Raw genomic sequence first — 21,573 nt, 5'->3', positions numbered from 1 at the left:
AGACGGACGAGGGTGAGCGTCCCGGCGCGGGCCTCCCCGGATGCCGCGCGCTACCCGAGGCGCGGTATCTCGATCGCGGGGCACCGGTCCATCACCATGTCGAGACCGGCGGCGCGGGTGCGCTCGTAGGCGGCCTCGTCGACGACGCCGAGCTGGAACCAGACCGCCTTCGCCCCCTTGGCGACCGCCTCGTCGGCGACCGCGCCCGCCAGGTCGGCGTTGACGAAGACGTCGACCACGTCCACGTCGAAGGGGATGTCGGCGAGGGAGGCGTAGCCCTGCTCGCCGTGCACCGTCTCCGCCTTGGGGTGCACCGGCACGATCCGCTTGCCGAACCGCTGGAGCACCTCGGCGACGCCGTAGGCCGGCCGGGACCGGTTCGACGACAGGCCCACCACCGCCCAGGTGTCGCCGAGCTCGGTGAGAATCCTGCGGACCGTCGCGTCGTCGCCGTACACCAGGGGCCTCCTTCGGCCAGTCGCCTCGTCGTCAGCTGGTGCAACGGACGAGCGCACGCCAGGATTCCCGGAGCCGGGCGCGTGCCGGATCTCCGTCTTTGGAGGCGGTCCACCGCGCTGACCGGAACGCGTGTCGTGCGAACGGCCGTCGGCGCGCCTAGGCTCACTGGCGTGCTGCGCCTCATCGACGCCCGGACCGGAGAACCCGTCGACGCCTCCCTGGCCCGGCGGGGGCTGACCTGTGTCGAGGCCCACGTACCCGCCCTCGACCCCACCGCCCTGCGCGTCCTGCTGGTCGCCGACGTGCTGGTCCGCGCCCTGGAGCTGGGTGGTACGCCGGTGTGGGGGCTGCTCTCCGGGGAGCGGGACCGGGCGGAGATCCGGGCCGCGGCCGTCGCCCTCGGTGTCCGGCCCTTCGAGGACCGCCACGACGCCGGGGCCGGGCTCGGGGAGCGTCAGGTCATCCATGTGGTGGGGGAGGGCGGGGTGAACCCGGACGGGGTGTGCGTCGCGGTGGCCCCCGCCTCCGACGGTCCGGGAACGCCGATCGGGGACGACCCCGCGGTGCTGCGGCTGGCGCTGCTCTCCCGGCGCCGCGGCGATCCCGCGCGCGTGGACACCCAGGCTCTCGACGAGGCCCGCGACACGCTCGCCCGCTGGCGCCGTGCCGTCGCCGACTGGGCGCGCCGCCCGTCCCGGCCGGTCCCCGAAGAGGTGCGCGGAGAGCTCCGCGCCGCCTGGGAGGACGACCTGGACGTGCTCGCGGTGCTGCGCGTCCTGCGGCACGTGGCTGGCGACCCGGACCTGCCGGACGGCGCACGCTTCGAGACCTACGCCTACGCCGACCGGCTGCTCGGACTCGAACTGACCCGCGACCTGGGAGCGCCGGCATGACCGCGCGCGCGGGAGGCGGCCCGCTGCGCCGACTGGTCGTGCTGCGGCACGCCAAGTCCGCCCGGCCGCCGGACGTCGCCGACCACGAGCGCCCGCTCGCGCCCCGGGGCCGCCGGGACGCCCCGGCAGCCGGTCGCGCACTCGCCGAGAGCGACTGCCTGCCCGACCTCGCCCTGTGCTCCACCGCCGTACGCGCCCGCCAGACCTGGCAGCTGGCGTCGGCCCAGTGGGCCACCCCGGCGCCGGTGCACTACGACCACGAGCTCTACGGCGCCGAGGTACCCGAGCTGCTCGCCGCCGTGCACGAGATGCCACCCGAGGTGCGGACGCTGCTCCTCGTCGGGCACAACCCCGGCCTCGAGGAACTGGTCCTGGCGCTCGCCGGGGACGGCGTCGGCGACGCGCTGGACCGGGTGCGGGTGAAGTTCCCCACCTCGGCGGTCGCCGTGCTGGCCGCGCACGGGAGCGCATGGGACGCGCTGCGGCCCGGGGCGGCGCTGCTGACGGAGATGCTGGTGCCGCGGGGGAAGAAGAAGTAGGGCGGCCACCCGGGGGGCTTCGCCCGTCGTCGGGGCACGCGCGCGCAGCGCATAGGCTGGCCGAATGCAGGACGAGTACCGCACGGTCGCCCGCCCCGGCGTGCACGAGACCGAGGTCAACCGCTCGCGTTTCCTGTGCGCCCTCGCCCCGGCCGGCACCGAGCAGGAGGCGCGGGACTTCGTCGCCGCCGTGCGCAAGGAGCACGCCGACGCCACGCACAACTGCTGGGCGTACGTCATCGGCGCCGACGCCGCGATCCAGAAGGCGAGCGACGACGGCGAACCGGGCGGCACCGCCGGGCTGCCCATGCTGCAGATGCTGCTGCGCCGCGACATGCGGTACGTCGTCGCCGTCGTCACCCGCTACTACGGCGGGGTCAAGCTCGGCGCGGGCGGCCTAATCCGGGCATACGGCGGAGCGGTCGGCGAGGCCCTGGACGACCTCGGCACTCTCACCCGGCGCCGTTTCCGGCTGGCCACGGTGACCGTCGACCACCAGCGCGCGGGCAAGGTCCAGAACGACCTGCGCGCCACCGGGCGCGATGTGCGGGACGTGCGCTACGGGGAGGCGGTCACGATCGAGATCGGGCTTCCGGACGCCGACGTGGACGCCTTCCGGTCCTGGCTCGCGGACGCGACCGCCGGGACCGCGGGGTTCGAGCTCGGCGGGGAGGCGTACGGCGACGCCTAGTCCGGGCACCTTCCGTGGTAAACGCGGGTCAAATGCCCGTAACGGACAGGAGTCGAGCCGGTCATGACGGGCGATACAGGAGTAACCGCCCGTGGTGTCGGACCCGGCCGTTAGTCTCGGGGATCATGAGACTGCTGCACACTTCCGACTGGCATCTCGGGCGGGCGTTCCACCGGGTGAGCATGCTCGGCGCCCAGGCCGAGTTCATCGGCCACCTCGTCACGACCGTGCGCGAGCACGCCGTCGACGCCGTGGTCGTGTCGGGGGACGTGTACGACCGGGCGGTGCCGCCGCTGGCCGCGGTGGAACTGTTCGACGACGCCCTGCACCGGCTCGCCGACCTCGGGGTGCCGACGGTGATGATCTCCGGGAACCACGACTCCGCCCGCCGTCTCGGGGTCGGCGCCGGGCTGATCGGGCGCGCGGGGATCCATCTGCGCACCGACCCGGCGGCGTCCGGCACACCGGTGGTGCTTCAAGACGGGTTCGGCGACGTGGCGTTCTACGGCCTGCCGTATCTCGAACCGGCCCTGGTGAAGGACGAGTTCGGGGTGGAGAAGGCCGGCCACGAGACGGTGCTCGCCGCCGCCATGGAGCGGGTCCGCGCCGACCTCGCCGCACGCGCCCGCGGCACACGGTCCGTCGTCCTCGCGCACGCCTTCGTCACCGGCGGCGAGGCGAGCGACAGCGAGCGGGACATCACCGTCGGCGGGGTGGCGGCCGTGCCCTCCGGTGTCTTCGACGGCGTGGACTACGTGGCGCTGGGGCATCTGCACGGCTGCCAGACCCTCACCGAGCGGATGCGGTACTCCGGTTCCCCGCTGGCGTACTCCTTCTCGGAAGCCGGGCACCGCAAGAGCATGTGGCTCATCGACCTCGACGCGCACGGGGCGGTGACCGCCGAGCGCGTCGACTGCCCGGTGCCGCGGCCGCTCGCCCGTCTCTGCGGCCGGCTGGAGGAGCTGCTCGCCGACCCGGCGCTCGCCCGCCACCAGCAGGCCTGGGTCGAGGCGACCCTCACCGACCCGGTCCGGCCGGCCGATCCCATGGCCCGTCTCACCGAGCGCTTCCCGTACACCCTCAGTCTCGTCTTCGCCCCCGAGAGGGCCCCCGACGAGCCCGGGATGTCGTACGCCGGACGCCTCGCGGACCGCAGCGACCAGGAGATCGCGGAGGACTTCGTGGCCCATGTGCGCGGCGCGGGACCCGACGGGCACGAACAGGCCGTGCTGCGGGACGCGTTCGACGCCGTGCGCGCCGACCTGACCCTGCGGGAGGTGGCCCGGTGAGGCTGCACCGCCTCGGCATCACCGCCTTCGGCCCCTTCGGCGGCACCCAGAGCGTCGACTTCGACGAACTGTCCGCCGCGGGCCTCTTCCTGCTGCACGGACCGACCGGCGCGGGCAAGACCTCCGTCCTGGACGCCGTCTGCTACGCGCTGTACGGCTCCGTGCCGGGCGCCCGGCACAGCGGCCAGGGCACCGCCCTGCGCAGCGACCACGCGGCGTCCGGCACGCGCACGTCCGTGACGCTCGAACTGACCGTCGCCGGGCGCCGGTTGGAGATCACCCGGCAGCCGCCCTGGGAGCGCCCCAAGAAACGCGGCACGGGCACCACGCTCGACAAGGCCCAGACGTGGCTGCGTGAGCACGACGCCGGCTCCTGGAAGGACCTCAGCCGCTCCCACCAGGAGATCGGCGAGGAGATCACCCAGTTGCTGGGTATGAGCCGGGAGCAGTTCTGCCAGGTGGTCCTGCTGCCGCAGGGCGACTTCGCGCGGTTCCTGCGCGCCGACGCCGAGGCCCGCGGCCGGCTGCTGGGCCGCCTCTTCGACACCCACCGCTTCGCGGAGGTCGAGAAGCGGCTCGCCGAGCGCCGACGCGCCACCGAGGCGGACGTCCGCGACGGCGACACGGAGCTGCTCGCCGACGCCCACCGCATGCAGCAGGCGGCGGACGGCGCCATGGAGCTGCCCGAGCTGGCACCCGGCGACCCGCACCTGGCCGAGGCCGTACTGGCCGCCGCCGCCGTCGCCCGGAGCAGCGCCAGGGAACAGCTGACGGCCGCCCGCTGCCGGCTCGCCGCTGCCGAGACCGCTCAGACCGGGGCCGCCCGTGCCCTGGACGACGTACGCGAAGTGGCCCGCCTGCAGCGGAGGTTCGCGGACGCGCGGGAGCGGGCCCGGCTGCTGGCGGAACGGGACGAGGCGCATCGGACCGACCAGCGGCGCATGGAACGGGGCCGGAAGGCGGAGGCGGTCGCGCCCGCGCTGGAGCTGCGGGAGTCGGCCGACGCCGAGCACCGCGCGGCGGCCGCGGCGCAGGCACGCGCGTGTGCCGCGCTGCCGCAGGGCTTCGCCGACGCGGGCGCCACCGGGCTCGCCGCCGCCGCCCGGCGGACCGCCGAGGAGCTGGGCGGACTGGACGCCGCCCGCCGGGCGGAGCGGCGGCTGGCCGACGTCCGCGCGGAGCGCGCCGACCTGGACCGGCAGGAGCGCGCCGACGAGGACGTGCTGCACGAGGCCGAGACCTGGCTCGCCGGGTGGGAGGCGACCCGGGCCGGCCACCAGGGCCGTATCGACGCCGCCCAGGAGGCGGCCTCCCGGGCCGAGCAACTCGCCGTCCGCCGCGAGCCGGTGCAGAAGCGGCTCGGCGCCGCACGGCTGCGCGACCAGCTGGCCGGGGACACCGAGCAGGCCCGGAAGCAGGCCCTCGCCTCGGGGGAGCGCGCCCTGGAGGCACGTGCGCACTGGCTCGACCTCAAGGAACAGCGCCTGAGCGGCATCGCCGCCGAACTGGCCGCGGGCTTGAAGGACGGCGAAGCCTGCGCCGTGTGCGGGGCCACCGAACACCCCGCCCCGGCGCGGAAGGTCGCCGGGCACGTCGACCGGGAGGCGGAGGAGCGGGCACTCGCCGCCTACCAGCGAGCGGAGGAGGCGCACGCCGAGAACGAACGGCGGCTGGGCGTCGTACGGGAGGCCCTGGCCGCCGCGGCCGCCGAGGCGGGTGACACACCGACCGGCAGGCTCGCCGAAGAGGCCGAGGAACTGGAGCGGCTGCACGTGCGGGCCCGGCGGGAGGCGTCCGGGCTGCACGCCGCGCGCGAGGAGCTGCGCAGGGCCGAGCAGGAGCACGGGCGCAGGACCGCCGCGCGCCGGGAGGCCGAGCTGAGGACGGCGTCCCGATCGGCCCGCCGCGACGCCTTGGACCGCGAAAGGGCCTCCCTGGAAGGGGAGCTGACGCAGGCGCGGGGCTCGGCGGGCAGCGTCGCCGCGCGCGCGGCCGAGCTGGAGCGCCGGGCCGCGCGGCTCACGGAGGCCGCCGAGGCCGTACGACACGCCGAGGACACCGCCCAGCGCCTCAAGGACGCCGACGCCCGCCTCGCCGACGCCGCCTTCCGCGCCGGTTTCGACACCCCGCAGGCCGCGGCCGCCGCCCTGCTGGACGCCGCCACCCATCGCGAGCTGCAACGACGGTTCGACGCCCGGCAGACCGAGGAGGCCGCCGTCCGCGCGGTCCTCGCCGAGACCGACACCGCGGCCGCCGCCCAGCGGCCGCCCGCCGACCTCACCGCGGCCGAGGAGGCCGCCGCGGCGGCGGACCGGCGGGTGCGCGACGCCGCCTCCGCACGCGACGCCGCCGAGCGCCGCTGCGCCGAACTGGACCGGCTCTCCGCGCGGGCCGCCGCCGGGGTACGACGGCTCGGCCCCTTGCGCGAGGAGTACGACCGGGTGGCACGGATCGCCGGGCTCGCGGCCGGCACCTCCGCCGAGAACGAACGCCGGATGCGCCTGGAGTCGTACGTGCTGGCGGCCCGTCTGGAACAGGTGGCGGCCGCCGCGACCGCACGGCTGCAACGGATGTCGTCCGGCCGTTACACCCTCGTCCACTCCGACGACCGGTCCGGACGCGGACGCAGCGGCCTCGGGCTGCATGTCGTCGACGCCTGGACCGGACGGGAGCGCGACACGGCGACGCTGTCGGGCGGCGAGACGTTCTTCGCCTCGCTCGCGCTCGCCCTGGGCCTCGCGGACGTCGTCACGGACGAGGCGGGCGGAGTGCGGCTGGACACCCTCTTCATCGACGAGGGCTTCGGCAGTCTCGACGACCAGACGCTGGACGAGGTGCTGGACGTGCTCGACTCACTGCGGGAGCGGGACCGAAGCGTCGGCATCGTGAGCCATGTGGCCGATCTGCGGCGGCGTGTTCACGCGCAGTTGGAGGTGGTCAAGGGAAGGTCGGGGTCGGTGCTCCGGCAGCGGGGCACGGGCTGAACCGGGCTCACTGGCCCAGGCGGCGCCGGGGGAGGGGCGAGGAGTAGACGACGCTCGTCGTCACCGAGCCCAGCGCGCCGATCCTGCCCGACACCTCCTCCAGGTGGCGCATGGAGCGGGCGGCGACCTTGATGACGAAGCAGTCGTCGCCCGTCACGTGGTGCGCCTCCAGGATCTCGGGGGTCCCGGCGACGAGGTCGTGGAACGGCTTGTAGTTGCCGGTCGGGTAACGCAGCCGGACGAACGCCAGGATCGGCAGCCCCAGCCGATCGGGGTCCACGACGGCGGCGTACCCCTGGATGACGCCCGCCTCCTCCAGCCGCCGCACCCGCTCGGTGACCGCGCTCGCGGACATGGAGACGGCACGCGCCAGCTCGGCGAGACTGGCACGGCCCTCACGCTGGAGGACGTCGAGGATGCGCCAGTCGGTGGCGTCCGGGGAAAACGCGGCCATTTCGGATGGATACCAGGGAAAACCCCGGCCGATCAAGGGGTACGCCGGGGATCGGTCCTTCAGGGAGCTGATCGACCGGACGTACATTTCAGGCGGATCAAGCCCCGCCCCGTCTCGGAAAGGCCGACCCGATGAGCAGCACCACGACCGCCGCCAACCCCGTCCTGCGCGTCGCCCCCGCCGTCCCGGCCGCGGCAGCCGCCCACTTCCGGGCGAGCCTCGCCTTCCACGCCGACGTCTCCGACGTGGCCGCCGGGCTCACGGCCGAGGGCGATCCCGGGTTCGTCGTCGTGGACTCCCGCTCGACGGAGTCGTGGGACCAGGGACACATCCCCGGCGCGGTCCACCTTCCGACCGCGCTGATTCCCGAGCAGGCCGGGCAGCTTCTCGACAAGTCGGTGCCGGTGGTGACGTACTGCTGGGGCCCCGGATGCAACGGCGCGACCCGCGCCGCGCTCGCCCTCGCCGAACGGGGCTACCAGGTCAAGGAGATGCTCGGCGGCTTCGAGTACTGGGTCCGGGAGGGCTTCGCGTACGAGACCTGGCAGGGCCGCGAGCGCCGGGACGCCGACGCGCTGACGGCGCCGGTGAAGGCGGGCGACTGCGGCTGCTGAGGGCCGGGGACCTCGGACGCAAGGGACGAGAGGGGTCGCCCAGGGCTCGGCGGTGCCCAAAACCATGTGCGTCCCGTCTGCCGGTTGCCCATCATGGTCGACCATGCCGCACTTGCCTCATCCCTCCCCCGAAGACCTCCGCCGTGACCCCCTGCCGCTGCGCGGCCGCACCGCCCTGGTCACCGGGGCCAGCCGGCGCGGCGGCATCGGGCACGCCGTGGCCCGACGCCTCGTCGCCCACGGCGCGAGCGTCTATCTCCACCACCACGTGCCGCACGACGCCGCCCTGCCCTGGGGCGCCGACCGGATCGAGGACGTCGTCGACTCCGTGCGCGCGGTGGCCGTCGAGCCCGATGCGCGGGTCGTCGCCGGGCCCGGTGACCTCGCCGATCCGACCGCGCCCGCCGAGCTGGTCGCCACCGCCGCAGCCGCGCTGGGCGGACGGCTGGACATCCTCGTCGCCAACCACGCCCGCAGCGGATCCGACGGGCCGCTGGACGCGATCGACGCCGGCATGCTCGACGCGCACTGGGCGGTCGACACACGGTCGGTGGTGCTGCTGGTCCAGGCCTACGCGCGACTGCGGGAGCAACTGCCCGCGCGAACCCCGGGCGGGCGGGTGCTGATGATGACCTCCGGCCAGGACATCACGGGCGGCATGCCCGACGAGATCGCCTACGCCCTCCAGAAGGGCGCGCTCGCCTCCGTCACGCGCTCGCTGGCGACGACGCTCGCCGAGCAGGCGGTCACGGTGAACACCGTCAACCCGGGCCCCGTGGACACGGGCTACCTGACCGGCGATGCCTACGCGGCGGTCGCCGCGCGCTTCCCCGCCGGGCGGTGGGGCATGCCCGACGACCCGGCCCGCCTCATCGCCTGGCTCGCCACGGACGAGGCGGACTGGGTCACCGGTCAGGTGATCAACTCGGAAGGCGGCTTCCGGCGTTGACGTGAACCGTCCATGAGCCTCAGAGGCGGGACAGCTCGTCCACCAGGTCGTCCAGGCCCAGGGAGCCCTGGGAGAGGGCGGCCATGTGCCAGGCCTTCAGGTCGAACGCGTCGCCGTGCCGCTCCCGGGCCTTCTCCCGGCCCAGAAGCCAGGCGCGTTCGCCCAGCTTGTAGCCGATCGCCTGGCCGGGGATCGTGAGGTAGCGGGTCAGCTCGCTCTCCACGAAGTCCGCCGGGCGGCTGCTGTGCGCGCCGAAGAACTCCTGCGCCAGCTCGGGCGTCCAGCGCTCACCCGGGTGGAAGGGCGAGTCCGCCGGGATCTCCAGCTCCAGGTGCATGCCGATGTCGACGATGACGCGGGCAGCCCGCATCATCTGCGCGTCGAGATAGCCGAGGCGCTGCTCCGCGTCGGTGAGGAAGCCCAGCTCGTCCATCAGCCGCTCCGCGTACAGCGCCCAGCCCTCGGCGTTGGCGCTGACGCCGCCGATGGTGGCCTGGTAGCGGGAGAGGTCACCGGCGACGTGCGTCCACTGCGCGAGCTGGAGGTGATGGCCGGGGACACCCTCGTGGTACCAGGTCGACACCAGGTCGTAGACCGGGAACCGGGTCTGGCCCATCGTCGGCAGCCAGGTGCGGCCCGGACGGGAGAAGTCCTCCGACGGGGGCGTGTAGTACGGCGCGGCGGCGCTGCCGGGCGGGGCGATGCGGGACTCCACCTTCCGTACCCGCTCGGCGAGTTCGAAGTGGGTGCCGTCCAGCTCCCGGATCGCCTGGTCCATCAGGCCCTGCAGCCACTCCCGGACCTCGTCGACGCCCTCGATGTGCGTGCCGTGCTCGTCGAGGTGGGCTAGCGCCACCCACGGCGTCCGCGCGGCCGGGAGGATCTTCTCGGCCTCCTGCTTCATCTCGCCGAGGATGCGGTGGAACTCCGACCAGCCGTAGGCGTACGCCTCGTCCAGGTCGAGGTCGGTGCCGTTGAAGTAGCGCGACCAGCGGGCGTACCGCTCCCGGCCCACCGTGTTCGGCGCGCCCTCGACGGTCGGCGCGTACACCTCGCGCATCCAGTTCCGCAGCTCCACCACGGCCGCGGTCGCCCCACGGGCGGCCTCGTCCAGCTCGGTGCGCAGCGCGTCGGGCCCGGCCGAGGCGAAGTCCTCGAACCAGCCGCGCCCGCTGCCGTCGGTGTCCGCCCACTCGCCGAGCTGGTCGATGAAGGTGGCCGTCGGACGCGGTGCCGCGTACAGCTTGCGTTCCAGGCCCAGCGTGAGGGACTCGCGGTAGCCCGCCAGAGCGGCCGGGACCGCGCGCAGCCGCTCCGCGAGGGCCGCCCAGTCCTCCTCCGTCTCCGCCGGCGTGACCGTGAACACCTCGCGCACCGGGTGCACGATCGTCCCCAGGTTGCCGACCGAGCGCAGGCCCTCGTCGGCGTCGTGCACGGCGAGCTCGGCGGTGAGCCGCTCACGCAGCAGGCGTGCGCAGCGGCGCTCGATGTCACTGTCCGCGCCCGGCGCGCGCTCGGCTTCGTCGAGCTTCGTGAGGGTCGCCCGCGCCAGCTCGGCGAGCGCCTCCTGGCCCGCGGGCGAAAGGTCGGGCAGGCGGCTCGAACTCTCCTTCACGCCGAGATACGTACCGGTGACCGGGTCGAGGGCGATGAGCTCGTCGACGTAGGCGTCGGCGACCTCTCGGGGCAGCGGGCTGTTGGTGTCTGACATGTGGACCATCCTCGTACGAGGGGCCACTGTGCGTCACCCCGATTGTGCCGAGGGCGAAGGCGGCAGCAGAGGGCCGCAGTCCCACCGCTGGAAGATCAACCGGGTCTCGACGCGCGCGACTTCGCGGTGGGCCGTGAACTCGTCCAGCACCAGCCGCTGCAGATCCGCCATGTCCGCGACGGCGACATGCACGAGGTAGTCGTCGGGACCGGTGAGGTGGAAGACGGTCAGCGACTCCGGCAACGCCCGGATCCGCTCCACGAACGGCCGCACCAGCTCCCGTCGGTGTGGCCTGACCTGCACGGACAGCAGAGCCTGCAACCCGCGTCCCAGCTTGGCGGGATCCAGCCGCAGCTGGTGCCCGAGGATCACGCCGGCGCGGCGGAGCCGGGTCACCCGGTCCAGGCAGGTCGACGGCGCGACGCCCACCTGGGCGGCGAGATCGCGGTAGGTCGTCCGGGCGTCGTTCTGCAGCAGCCGCAGCAGATCGACATCCACCGGATCCAGTACGACAGATTCGGCCACTGGCCGAACGTAGCACGGGTTCCGCCCCCTGTGACCCGGTCGGTGTTCACCCTGCGGGGCATGGAGACGAGAGCGCTGGACAGCGGGGACGCTGCCACAGGAGAAGCGAACCGGATGGCGTCGGCCGAGAGCCCGGCCAGGAGGTTCGCCACCGAAGCGGTGCACGCCGGGCGGGACGATCTTGCCAGGCAGGGCCTGCACGCCCCGCCCATCGACCTGTCCACCACCTACCCCTCGTACGACAGCCGGGCCGAGGCCGCCCGCATCGACGCCTTCGCCACCACCGGCGCCGAACCGGACGGCCCGCCCGTCTACGCCCGGTTGGGCAATCCGACCGTCGCCCGCTTCGAGACCGCCCTCGCCCGGCTCGAAGGCACCGAGTCCGCCGTCGCCTTCGCCAGCGGCATGGCCGCGCTGAGCGCGGTCCTGCTCGTACGGGCCTCCCTCGGCCTGCGCCATGTCGTCGCCGTACGGCCCCTGTACGGCTGCAGCGACCACCTCCTCACCGCCGGACTGCTCGGCTCGGAGGTCACCTGGACCGACCCGGCGGGCATCGCGGACGCGCTGCGCCCCGACACCGGGCTCGTCCTGGTCGAGTCCCCGGCGAACCCGACCCTCGCGGAGGTCGACGTACGGGCCGCCGCGCACGCCTGCGGATCGGTCCCGCTGCTCGTCGACAACACCTTCGCCACACCCGTCCTCCAGCGCCCCGTCGAGCAGGGCGCCCGACTGGTGCTGCACAGCGCCACCAAGTACCTCGGCGGGCACGGTGACGTACTCGCCGGAGTCGTCGCCTGCGACGAGGAGTTCGCCGGGCGGCTGCGCCAGGTGCGGTTCGCGACGGGCGGGGTGCTGCATCCGCTGGCCGGCTATCTGCTGCTGCGCGGACTCTCGACCCTGCCCGTGCGGGTGCGGGCGGCGTCCGCGAACGCGGCCGAACTGGTCCGCCGCCTCGCCGCCGACTCGCGCGTCGCCCGCGTGCACTACCCGAGCATCGGCGGCGCGATGGTCGCCTTCGAGGTGCACGGCGACCCGCACCAGGTCATCGCCGACGTCCGTCTGATCACCCCCGCCGTCAGCCTCGGCAGCGTCGACACCCTCATCCAGCACCCGGCGTCCATCAGCCACCGCATCGTGGACGCGGACGACCGCCGGGGTGCCGGCGTCAGCGACCGGCTGCTGCGGATGTCGGTGGGGCTGGAGGACGTCGAGGACCTGTGGGCCGATCTGGACGCCGCCCTGGGGGAGGAGCCGGCACCGGCCCGGGTGGCGGCAGGGGTGTGGCACGCCTGAGCGGCCCGCCCCGCGCCTCGGGGACGGCTCGGTGTGTGTCCCGCACCGTCCCCGAGGCGCCCGTCACCGCGCCCGTCGCCTCACTCCCGGACGATCCGCTCGCCGAGCCGCTCCCCGTCGTACGGCAGGCCCGAACGGACCGCCGTCGCGTCCAGGCGGGCCGTGATCACCAGGGTGCCCTCCTCGATCTGGTAGTCGAGGGGCAGGCCCAGCCCGCGCATCGCGGCGACCATGCCGGTGTTGGACGACTGCGTCACGGCGTACACGCTCTCGCAGCCCGCCTCGACCGCCATGGACACCAGACGGCCGAGCAGTTCGGCGCCGATGCCACGGCGCTGCCAGTCGTCCTCGACGAGCAGCGCGACCTCCGTCTCGTCCCCGTCCCACAGCAGGTGGCCGAGCCCGACGATCCGGCCCGACGCGGTCTGCACGGCGAGCGTCCGGCCGAAGCGCGGGCTCAGGAGGTGGTTGAGGTAGCGGTCGGCGTCCCCGACCGGCCCGTGGTAGCGCATCGAGAGGGTGCGCGGCGAGCACCGGTCGTGCATCGCCTTCGCGGCCTCGACGTCACCGGTGTCGGCCCGGCGCACCGTGATGGCGCCGCCCTGCGGCAGGGTCAGTACGTCCTGGCTGCCCGGGATGCGCGGCCCGAGCCGGGCGTCCAGCTCCACCAGCGCCCGTGCCCGTGCGAACTCGGTCGGCGTGAACGGCAGATACGGCCGCTCCACGGTGATCACTCCGCCTTCCGGTGCCCGCAACCGCAGCACGGTGTCCTCCAGAACGCCCTCCACCGGCACACCGTCCGCCGCGCGACCGCCGCCCACCGGGACCGCGGGCAGCGATCGGATCGTGCACCGGCCCAGCAACTGCCGGAGCGCGAGCGGCAGTTCCGCGGCGTCCAGTGCCGTGCGCGTGGCCAGGCCCAGGACCCGGGTCGGGGCGTCCACCAGATCGTGCGCGTCGGCCCGCTCGATCCAGGTGCTCGTACCGCCGGCCTGGGCCGCCGCCCGCGTCAGCTCGGCCGCCGCGAGCCCGGCGGGGGCCCGCAGCAGGAACTCGTCCACCGTGCCGTCGCCCAGCGGATGTGTCTGCAGGCTCAGGATGTCGACCCGGTGCCCGGCGAGCTCCGTGCAGAGCGCGGCGAGCGAACCCGGCTCGTCCTTCACCGTCGTGCGCATCCGCCAGAGCGCGGCCTCCCCGGACTCGGGCCGCGCGTTCGCCGGGGTGGGCGCGGACGGCCCGGCCTGCCGCTCCGAAGAGGGCGGCCGGGCGCCGGTATCGCTGGTCGGCGGTGCGTGCCCGTGGCGGCGTGACCACCAGGTGTGGAACGCCGCCGTGGCGAGCAGGGCGATCGCGGAGATCACCAGCAGTGCCGGGCCGTCGGGGCCGTGGCCGATCAGGTTGGCCACGGCGTCCGCCACCGCGACGGCCGTGAACAGGGCGGCGAGCTCCACGAGGTCCCGTCGCCAGTGGTGCACGGGGCGGCCGTGTTTCGCACGTGTCACATCAGACATGTCTCGACTCATGCACCCACTGTGAAGGAACGGTGTTGCGTGATCACGAACGCTTTGTGACTGATCGGTAAAGCATGAATCTGCCCTATTTGTTGTTCTTTTTACAACTGTGTGGCCGCGCGGTGACGACCTGCGAGGACGTACGTGCTCAACTGCCCCCCGGTACCAGCCTGCCTACGTCATGCGGCCACCTCCTCGCCCAGCGCACTGCGCAGCCGGCGTGCCTGCCTCACCAGACGGGAGGAGCCACGCCGGGCCGCTGCCTGGGCCAGGTGCGGCAGGTCGCCGCGCGCCCCGGACCGCTCGGCGCACTCGGCCGCCACCGCCAGCAGTTCCCCGAGGCCCCGGGCGGGCGTGGCCGCCTCGCCGTTCGTGAGGTCGGCCAGCAGGTCGGGCAGCGTCCGGCACAGGATGCTCCATATCGTGGCGCTGGCGCCGGTCGCCGCCGCCGTACGCATCGACTCGGCCAGCCGCTGTGTCTTCACCGCACGGCACCGGACCAGCTGCCCGAGGTCCGCGCCGAGCCGAGCCGCGTCCAGCTGTCCGCGCGCGGCCAGCACCAGCAGCGCGTCCACCGCCGCGAGCCGATCCTCCGGATGCCGCGCCCCGAGCCCGTAGGCGACACCGAGATGGACGGCCTCGCCCGCCTCTCCGCCGGACTCCGCGAGCGGCGGCAGCGCCGCGGCGGCACCCCGGAGGTCGTCCACGGCGAGTTCGGACAGACCTTGCAGCAGCCGCGCCGCCACCAGCTCACGCCGCTCCGGGAGCATGGCCGACCAGTGCTGCCGTACGTCGTCCTCCCAGTGGTGGCACCAGCGGTGTTCCTCGTGGACGCTCAACGGTCTGCCCAGGGAGCGGAACTCCGCCGGGAAGTCCTCCTGCAGTTCGAGGACTTCGCCGAGCTCCACCAGGACGCGCCGCCCCGATGCCCGTCGCCAGGTGGTCGGCATCTCCGGGGCACCGGAGGTCAGCCAGGCGGCGAGCCGTGTCCCCTCCGCCGTGCCGAGAGCCGCCGCACGCCGGGCCGCCGACCCGGCCGCCGCCCGGTCCCCGCGGCGTACCCGGAGCAGGGCCTGCGCGAAGTCGGTGTCCGCGACCCGGGCACCCAGCCGCGCGTAGGTGTGGAGGCGTTCGACCAGCTCGGCCGGTTCCAGCAGGCCGGTGCTCCAGGTGGGAGTCGAGAGCAGGAAGGGCAGCGGATCGGTGCGCATCCGGTACGCCACCTCCCCCAGGCGGCACTCGAACGCGCGGAAGAGGGCACTGTGCACACAGTCACGGACATTCGCACCACGCTTGACGCGCGTGTGCAGCGTGGTGGTGCGGACCGCGCCGCGCAGCGTGGCGAGGAGCAGATCCAGGCCGCCGGCGGCGTCGGACACCGCGCCGTAGGAGTGGCCGAAGCCGTCGCCCGACGCGGGGCCGTGGGCGCTGTCCCACCAACGCCGGGCGACCACCGGCTCCAGGGCCGTCAGCAGGGCCTCGCTGTCCCGGTACGCGTGCCGCACCAGACCGTCCAGGGCCCGCTCGAAATCGATGACGCCCGGCTCGGAGGCCAGCGCCGCGCCCACCTCCTCGGCCAGCTCCACGGCGGACGCGGCGGCGGGGGCCAGACGCGTCGGCCGTGGTGCCGGGGGCAGCAGCTCCTCGTGGTCCGACGGCTCGGGGCCGGCCGGCGCCGCGCCGAGCGTCTTGACCGCCCTGGCGCGCAGGCCGGGGCTCAACTGCGCGGCGGCGATGGCCAGATCCGCCCGCGCCGGCACCGAGTCGACCTTCCTGACGTGCCGTTCGGCCAGCTTCAGCGCCCGCTCCTGGACGTCCGTGTCCTCGTGTCCGAAGGCCTGCGCCACGGCGGGCAGCAGCTCCCCGGCCGCGGAGGCCTCCCGCGTCAGCACCTTGCCCAGCAGCACGAGCTGGGCCCGCACGAGCTTCCGCTCGGTGCGGAACAGCACCGCCTCCGACACCGCCGCCAGCTGCCGCGGCGCCAGCTCGCCGTCCAGGGCGAGGGCCCCGAGGACCGACTGGGCGTACGAGGCCACCGTCGACGTGGCGTCCGACGCGAGCGCCAGCCAGTCGGGCAGGCGCTCCCGCTCCTCGTCCCGGGTGAGGGCGAGGCACTTCAGCAGCCGCAGGAACGCCCGCTGGTCGGCGGCCGTGCCACCCCGCAGCAGCCGGGCCACGCACGCGTCGACCGTCGCCTCACGGTCGAGTGCGCCCTCCACGGTCAGCCGTGCCAGCGCGCCGATCCAGCTGTCCGGGCCGTCGTGGCCCGGCCACTGCAGCCGGTTGCCGATGTCGTCCGTCTCGAACAGAGCGGCGATGAGCTCCCGCAGATGCGGGTCCTGCCGCAACCGGTCGAGCAGCGTGCCCCCGCGCTGCCACGAGCCGTGCAGGTGATCGACCCAGCCCCTGACGTAGGCGTCGGTCGTCGGCACCGGGCAGCCGGAGAGCCGCACCAGACCGGCCATGAGCTCGAACGGCACCCAGGCGGAGACCGGGCGCTGCGCCAGCCGGTGCGTCACATCGGCCAGCCAGTCGGTCTCCCGGTCGCCCAGGACGTGCAGCAGCACGCCGGGCGGGACCTGCGACCAGCGCAGGTCGGCGGCGGCGATCCAGCTCGCCACTCCCGCCGCGCCCGTCTGGCACGCCGCCCCGGCCGCGTGCAGGGCGGGATACGCGCGCCGCGCGGCCGACTCCCAGGGAGCCGCCCGCAACTCCTTGCGCAGCTCCTTCAACTCGGGGAAGTGCGCGCGTCGTTCGGCGTCCGTCAGCCCGTCGAGCAGGCCCACCACCTCGGCCGTACGGCCGGCCCGCACCAACTCCAGCAGCGCACTCATCGCGCACCCCCGTCGACCCGCTCCGGCTGTCCTGCCCGCGCCACGGTGGCCCCGCGCCGCCCCATGCGCACCGCCAGCGCGTGTTTGCACGGCCCGCGTCCGCCCCGGTACTTCGCCCACCACAGGCAACTGCAGCTCAGCACCCCCGCCGCCTGCTCCCGCACCCGGTGTATGTGCCCGTCCTCCGCCGTGACCGTGGCGACCGCGCCGTCCAGGGCGACCGCACCCGCCGCCACCAGCCCGCGGGCGGATCGCAGTCGTGGGTTGTGCCGCTCCACGCGATCGGCCTCGTAGGGCAGTTCGCGATGGAAGTAGGCCGTCTCCGCCACGTCGTACCCGACGCGTCCCGAGGTGCCGAGGCGTACCAGCGCCGCCCGGACGCGCTCGGCGGTCAGCCCGGAGGCGACCGCGAGATCGCGGACGTCGACGCGCGGCTCCCACGCGAGCAGCACCGAGATCAGCTCCGCGTCCTCGGCGGCCTCGTCGGTCGCCAGCGCGTCCAGGACGCCGCCCTCGCCGGAGAACCCGCGTGAGGCGTCGGGGGACAGCGTCAGGGTGAGCCGCATGCCGGGCAGGACGACTTCCCAGGCCGCGGCGGTGGCGGCGGCGTCGCCGGCGACCGCGGGGCCGTACACGCGCAACGACGTGGCGTGCCGCAGTACCCGCTGGAGCGCGATGAGCCGCTCCGGGCCGGGCAGGCAGACCGCGCCGGGCACGGCCCGGGTGCTGGGCCGCAGCCCGTGACCGGCCGGCACCACCCAGCGGGCGCCGGCCGACGCGGCGCGCCCGCCGCCCCGGGGCAGCGCCCGCAGGAACCGCACGGCCTCGGCGGCCGGCAGCTCCGCCCGCAGATCGAAGCCGGCGGCGATGACCTGGGCCTCGGCGAAGCCCCGCAGCCAGCGGTCGGGCAGCGGCACCTTCTTCTCGACGACCGGACCGTCGAGCGTGGTCACCGCCAGCTCGTCCGGGCCGACCCGCAGGTGGAGCGGATCGGCGGAACCGATCCGCGACAGGGCCTCGCGCAGCGGGTTGTTGACGTCGACGTTCGTCGTGCCGTGGCCCACCGCGTCGCCGTCCAGGCCCGCTTCCAGGACGTCCAGGCGCGCGTAGACCCCGCCGCAGCCGGAGAACGACTCGAAGCGGAGCCGGTCGCCGTTGCCCGTCACCACCGGGTCGAGCGAGGCGCGCAGCTGCCGCTGGTAGTACCGCGCGGCCGCCACGTCCGCCACCGCGAGCAGCCCCGCCGCAGCCACCTGAGGTGATGTCAGAAAGCCCGCGAAGAACTGCGGATGGTCCTGCACGCCCGAGGGCGTCGCACCTCGTGAGGTCTCCAGACCCAGGCGCTGTCCGTCCGCCGCGGACTCCAGCACGGAGGGTCGCCGATAGGTCACGGCCTGCAAAGATCGCGTCATGGGAAAACCGTAGAGGCGGCCACTGACAATCAGTCTGACCTGCGAAAATGCTGCTCCCGCAGGCCAGTTGGAGGAGGGAGGGAACGTGCCGCGCACCGGGGGATGACGCCGGTGCGCGGCACGTCGCACGAGGGTACGGAAGCCGATGCCCTGGACGGGAACTCCTGCCCTGGACGAGGGCTTCTGCCCGGAAGCCCTACTGACCGACCCGCCCGGGTCGCAGCACCTTCGTGAACAGCACGGTGCCGTCCTGCTCTCGCAGCCGGACCGTGAGTTCGGCGCTGTCGCCGTCGATGTCGACCTCGCCGAAGAACTGGTAGCCCTCGGCGGGGGAGACGTTGGCCGTGGTCGGCGCCTTCACGAACACCCGTTCCGGGCCGAAGGTGTTGTCGAGCGTGTTCGCCGGGAATGCACCGGCGTTGAGCGGGCCGGACACGAACTCCCAGAACGGCTCGAAGTCCGTGAACGCCGCGCGCGACGGCTGGTAGTGCTGCGCCGAGGTGTAGTGCACGTCGGCCGTCAGCCACACCGTGCCGGTGATCCGACGGTGCTTGACGAACCGCAGCAGCTCGGCGATCTGCAGTTCACGGCCGAGCGGGGCACCAGGGTCGCCCTGTGCGACCGCCTCGATGTTCGGCCTGCCGTCCCCCGTGTCCGGCACGACCAGGCCGAGCGGCATGTCGGAGGCGATCACCTTCCACACGGCCCGCGACCGGGACAACTCCCGCTTGAGCCACTCCAACTGCTCGCGGCCGAGGATGCCCTGGGCGTCGCTGGCCTGGTCGTCCGTCGAGTTGGCGTTGCGGTAGGTGCGCATGTCCAGGACGAAGACGTCCAGCAGCGGGCCGTAGCGCTGCACCCGGTGGACCCGGCCGCCGGGGTGGCGCAGCGTCGAGATGGGGAAGTACTCCGAGAACGCCTGCCGGGCGCGTGCCGCGAGCACGTCGACGTTCTTCTCCGTGTACCGGGTGTCGGCGAGGATCTCACCCGGGTACCAGTTGTTGGTGACCTCGTGGTCGTCCCACTGGATGATCGAGGGGACCTGGGCGTTGAACGCGCGCAGGTTCTGGTCCAGGAGGTTGTAGCGGAAGTTGCCGCGGAACTCCGCCAGCGTCTCGGCGACCTTCGCCTTCTCCTCGGTGGTGATGTTCCGCCAGGTCCGCCCGCCGGGCAGCGGCACGGTCTCCGTGAGCGGCCCGTCGGCGTAGACGTTGTCGCCGCTGCAGAGGAAGAAGTCGGGGTCGAGGGCGGCCATCGCGTCGTAGATGCGGTAGCCGCCTATTTCCGGGTTGATGCCCCAGCCCTGCCCGGCCAGGTCTCCGGACCAGACGAACCGCACTCCGTCCCGTCGCCGGGCGGGTGCCGTACGGAAGGTGCCGGCGACCGGCTCGCCGGCACGGCGCGGGTCGTCCGGGTCGGCCAGCAGCACGCGGTAGTGGATCTGCTCGCCGGACGGCAGGCCGCGCAGCAGGGTCGTGCCGGTGAAGTCGGAGCCCTTGCCGAGCAGCGGGCCGTACCACCGGTGCGGGTTGCGGAACGACTCGGTGGCGGAGGTCTCCACGATCATCCGGGCCGGGCGGTCGGAGCGCACCCACACGAGCCCGGAGTGCGCGGTCACGTCGCCCGTCTGCACGCCCCAGGCGGCCTTCGGGCGTCCCGACAGGGCGAGGGCCGGCGCCGCGCCGAGCCCGGCGGGCAGGGTCAGGGCCGCCGACGCGGCGAGAGAGCCGCGCAGGACGCTGCGGCGGCCGGGCAAGGACGGGTGTGGCATGGGTGCGCCTCCAGGACAGGACGGAACCGGCCAGTTGCGATGCCACAACTACTGGGGCGCCGCAGCGCACACGCAAACCAGGAGTGAACAACGCACCCCGGGTGACACAGGAAGCGGTACGGGAGGGCTGGCGTGACGGGGCGCGGCGGCAGCCGGGGCGAGGCTCCCCGACTCTCGTCGGCTACCCGCCACTTACCGCATCCGCCATCACCCGCACCCCCTCCCGTATCTGCCCCGGCGGCACCTGCGCGTACCCGAGGACGAGCCGCACCGCCGCCTCCCCATCCTCCGAGAGACCCGCACGCGCGTACGTGCACTCCGACAGCGCCCGTACGGCGACCCCGGCCGCCCCCACGCGCGCGAGGAACCGCTCCTGCGGCCCGTACCGTTTCGGCAGTGTCGCGATGACGTGCAGTCCCGCGGCGATCCCGGACACCTCGGAGCCGGGGAAGTGCTCGTCGAGCGCGGAGACCAGCGCGTCACGCCGTTCGCGGTACGCGCGTCGGCAGCGCCGTAGCTGGCTGTCGTAGTCCCCGCGCTCCAGGAACCGCGCGAACAACGCCTGGTCGAGGGTGGGATGGCCGAGGTCGAGGGTCCGCTTGCGGGCGATGACGTCGGCGGCCAGCCACTCCGGGACCAGCAGCCAGCCCAGCCGCAGTCCGGGGGCGAGGGACTTGCTGACCGACCCCGTGTAGGCGACGCGTTCGGGGTCGAGGCCCTGGAGCGCGCCCACGGGTGCCCGGTCGTAGCGGAAGTCGCCGTCGTAGTCGTCCTCCAGGACGATGCCGCCCACCGACCGCGCCCAGTCGAGGAGTTCGGCGCGGCGCCGCGCGGAGTACGCGATGCCGGTCGGGTACTGGTGCGCCGGCGTCGTCACCACGGCACGCACGCCGGACGACCGCAGCGGACCCAGGGCGAGCCCCTCGCCGTCCAGCGGCAGCGGCACGGAGGTGACGCCGGCCGCGGCGTACATGCCGTCGTGCTGCGGGCTGCCGGGATCCTCGACGCCGATCACGTGCGTGCCGCGTGCCCGCAGCACCAGGGCGAGCAGTGTCGTCGCCTGGGTCACGCCGGAGACGACCACGATCCGCTCCGGGTCGGCGACCACGCCCCGCCGGCGGCCGAGCAGTTCGGCCAGTGCGGTGCGCAGCCGGGGCAGCCCGCGTGGGTCGGGGTAGCCGAGGCCGTGGTGGGGCAGCTCCGCAAGCACGTGGCGCTGCGCGGCCGCCCAGGCGGCGCGCGGGAACAGCGACAGGTCGGGTGTCCCCGGCACGAAGTCGGCGCGCGCCCCGGCGGTACGGGGGGCGAGATCGCGCGCGCGGGGGTGGGCGGCTCGTGCCGCGTCACCCACCCAGGTCCCCGCGCCCCGGCCACTGCGCAGGTAGCCCTCCGCAGTCAGCTGCTCGTAGGCCTCCGTGACCAGCCCGCGCGACACACCCAGGTCGGCCGCGAGGTCCCGGCTGGACGGCAGCCGGGTGCCCGGCGCGAGCCGCCCGGCACGGACCGCCGACCGCAGCGCCGCCTGCAACGAGCGGCCACGCGCGCGTGCGGGCGCCGCGGCGGCGGGCAGCAGCAACTCCCAGGCCGCGGGGCCCCGGTGTTGCGCACCGTCGGTCTGCGAGGGCTTCATGGAGGGGGACACTA

At 74.3% G+C, this 21,573-nt stretch carries 17 protein-coding genes; 8 read left to right on the top strand and 9 right to left on the bottom strand.

Translation table 11 applies throughout. The features are described 5' to 3' along the window. Positions 1-50: 50 nt before the first annotated feature. Entirely contained in the window at positions 51-458 is a 408-nt protein-coding gene (locus ACFV6X_RS20135; RefSeq protein ID WP_385385322.1) for a CoA-binding protein, read from the bottom strand. A gap of 171 nt (positions 459-629) precedes the next feature. Between ACFV6X_RS20135 and ACFV6X_RS20130 the strand changes: the two genes are divergently transcribed. The 5 genes from ACFV6X_RS20130 (at position 630) to ACFV6X_RS20110 (ending at position 6,855) form a co-directional block, all read left to right on the top strand. Next, positions 630-1,352: a hypothetical protein gene (locus tag ACFV6X_RS20130; protein ID WP_385385320.1), complete on the top strand. Its 723-nt coding sequence runs from the start codon at positions 630-632 to the stop codon at positions 1,350-1,352. Continuing rightward, on the top strand, positions 1,349-1,891 hold the full coding sequence (locus ACFV6X_RS20125; RefSeq protein WP_385385318.1) for a SixA phosphatase family protein: 543 nt from the start codon (positions 1,349-1,351) through the stop codon (positions 1,889-1,891). Before ACFV6X_RS20130 ends, ACFV6X_RS20125 begins: the two co-directional genes overlap by 4 nt. A 64-nt stretch (positions 1,892-1,955) precedes the next feature. Next, complete coding sequence (locus ACFV6X_RS20120) at positions 1,956-2,582, top strand: YigZ family protein (RefSeq protein ID WP_385385316.1); 627 nt, start codon at positions 1,956-1,958, stop codon at positions 2,580-2,582. 125 nt (positions 2,583-2,707) lie between these two features. Then, positions 2,708-3,871, top strand: a complete 1,164-nt coding sequence (locus ACFV6X_RS20115; RefSeq protein ID WP_385385315.1) for an exonuclease SbcCD subunit D — start codon at positions 2,708-2,710, stop codon at positions 3,869-3,871. Next, entirely contained in the window at positions 3,868-6,855 is a 2,988-nt protein-coding gene (locus ACFV6X_RS20110) for an AAA family ATPase (protein WP_385385313.1), read from the top strand. Before ACFV6X_RS20115 ends, ACFV6X_RS20110 begins: the two co-directional genes overlap by 4 nt. Positions 6,856-6,862: 7 nt before the next feature. On the opposite strand, the gene ACFV6X_RS20105 is transcribed toward ACFV6X_RS20110, so the two are convergent. Next, on the bottom strand, positions 6,863-7,309 hold the full coding sequence (locus tag ACFV6X_RS20105; RefSeq protein ID WP_385385311.1) for an Lrp/AsnC family transcriptional regulator: 447 nt from the start codon (positions 7,307-7,309) through the stop codon (positions 6,863-6,865). A 131-nt stretch (positions 7,310-7,440) separates the two neighbouring features. On the opposite strand from ACFV6X_RS20105, the gene ACFV6X_RS20100 reads away from it, so the two are divergent. Beyond that, a complete protein-coding gene (locus ACFV6X_RS20100; RefSeq protein WP_385385309.1) occupies positions 7,441-7,923 on the top strand; it encodes a rhodanese-like domain-containing protein in 483 nt (160 codons plus the stop codon). Positions 7,924-8,026: 103 nt separating this feature from the next. Continuing rightward, positions 8,027-8,872 carry an SDR family oxidoreductase gene (locus ACFV6X_RS20095; protein WP_385385307.1) on the top strand — a complete coding sequence of 282 codons (846 nt, stop codon included), beginning with the start codon at positions 8,027-8,029 and terminating at the stop codon, positions 8,870-8,872. Positions 8,873-8,891: 19 nt separating this feature from the next. Here ACFV6X_RS20095 and ACFV6X_RS20090 read toward each other — a convergent pair whose 3' ends face one another. Together ACFV6X_RS20090 and ACFV6X_RS20085 are read right to left on the bottom strand one after the other, a co-directional pair. Next, the gene (locus tag ACFV6X_RS20090; protein ID WP_385385305.1) at positions 8,892-10,583 is read right to left on the bottom strand and encodes a DUF885 domain-containing protein; all 1,692 of its coding nucleotides are present in this window, start codon (positions 10,581-10,583) and stop codon (positions 8,892-8,894) included. 33 nt (positions 10,584-10,616) lie between these two features. After that, positions 10,617-11,108, bottom strand: coding sequence for an Lrp/AsnC family transcriptional regulator (locus tag ACFV6X_RS20085; RefSeq protein WP_385385303.1), 492 nt, complete (start codon positions 11,106-11,108; stop codon positions 10,617-10,619). 60 nt (positions 11,109-11,168) lie between these two features. Between ACFV6X_RS20085 and ACFV6X_RS20080 the strand changes: the two genes are divergently transcribed. Next, a complete protein-coding gene (locus ACFV6X_RS20080) occupies positions 11,169-12,401 on the top strand; it encodes a trans-sulfuration enzyme family protein (protein ID WP_385385301.1) in 1,233 nt (410 codons plus the stop codon). A gap of 80 nt (positions 12,402-12,481) precedes the next feature. On the opposite strand, the gene ACFV6X_RS20075 is transcribed toward ACFV6X_RS20080, so the two are convergent. The 5 genes from ACFV6X_RS20075 to ACFV6X_RS20055 all read right to left on the bottom strand — a co-directional run bounded on the left by ACFV6X_RS20075 (position 12,482) and on the right by ACFV6X_RS20055 (position 21,559). Continuing rightward, positions 12,482-13,876 (bottom strand): GNAT family N-acetyltransferase, encoded by a 1,395-nt coding sequence (locus tag ACFV6X_RS20075; protein WP_385385357.1) that lies wholly within the window; start codon positions 13,874-13,876, stop codon positions 12,482-12,484. 215 nt (positions 13,877-14,091) lie between these two features. Beyond that, complete coding sequence (locus ACFV6X_RS20070) at positions 14,092-16,746, bottom strand: DUF6493 family protein (RefSeq protein ID WP_385385300.1); 2,655 nt, start codon at positions 16,744-16,746, stop codon at positions 14,092-14,094. Beyond that, a complete protein-coding gene (locus ACFV6X_RS20065; RefSeq protein WP_385385298.1) occupies positions 16,743-18,158 on the bottom strand; it encodes an SWIM zinc finger family protein in 1,416 nt (471 codons plus the stop codon). The genes ACFV6X_RS20070 and ACFV6X_RS20065 overlap by 4 nt, the downstream gene beginning before the upstream one ends. A 196-nt stretch (positions 18,159-18,354) precedes the next feature. After that, the gene (locus ACFV6X_RS20060; protein WP_385385296.1) at positions 18,355-19,929 is read right to left on the bottom strand and encodes an alkaline phosphatase D family protein; all 1,575 of its coding nucleotides are present in this window, start codon (positions 19,927-19,929) and stop codon (positions 18,355-18,357) included. Between the two features lie 181 nt (positions 19,930-20,110). Then, complete coding sequence (locus ACFV6X_RS20055; RefSeq protein WP_385385294.1) at positions 20,111-21,559, bottom strand: PLP-dependent aminotransferase family protein; 1,449 nt, start codon at positions 21,557-21,559, stop codon at positions 20,111-20,113. Between the last annotated feature and the right edge of the window lie 14 nt (positions 21,560-21,573).

The sequence above is a fragment of the Streptomyces sp. NPDC059861 genome, from assembly GCF_042731435.1.
GTDB lineage: Bacteria > Actinomycetota > Actinomycetes > Streptomycetales > Streptomycetaceae > Streptomyces.
Note: the sequence above shows the minus strand (reverse complement) of the source record. Positions and strands in the feature narration are given on the sequence as shown.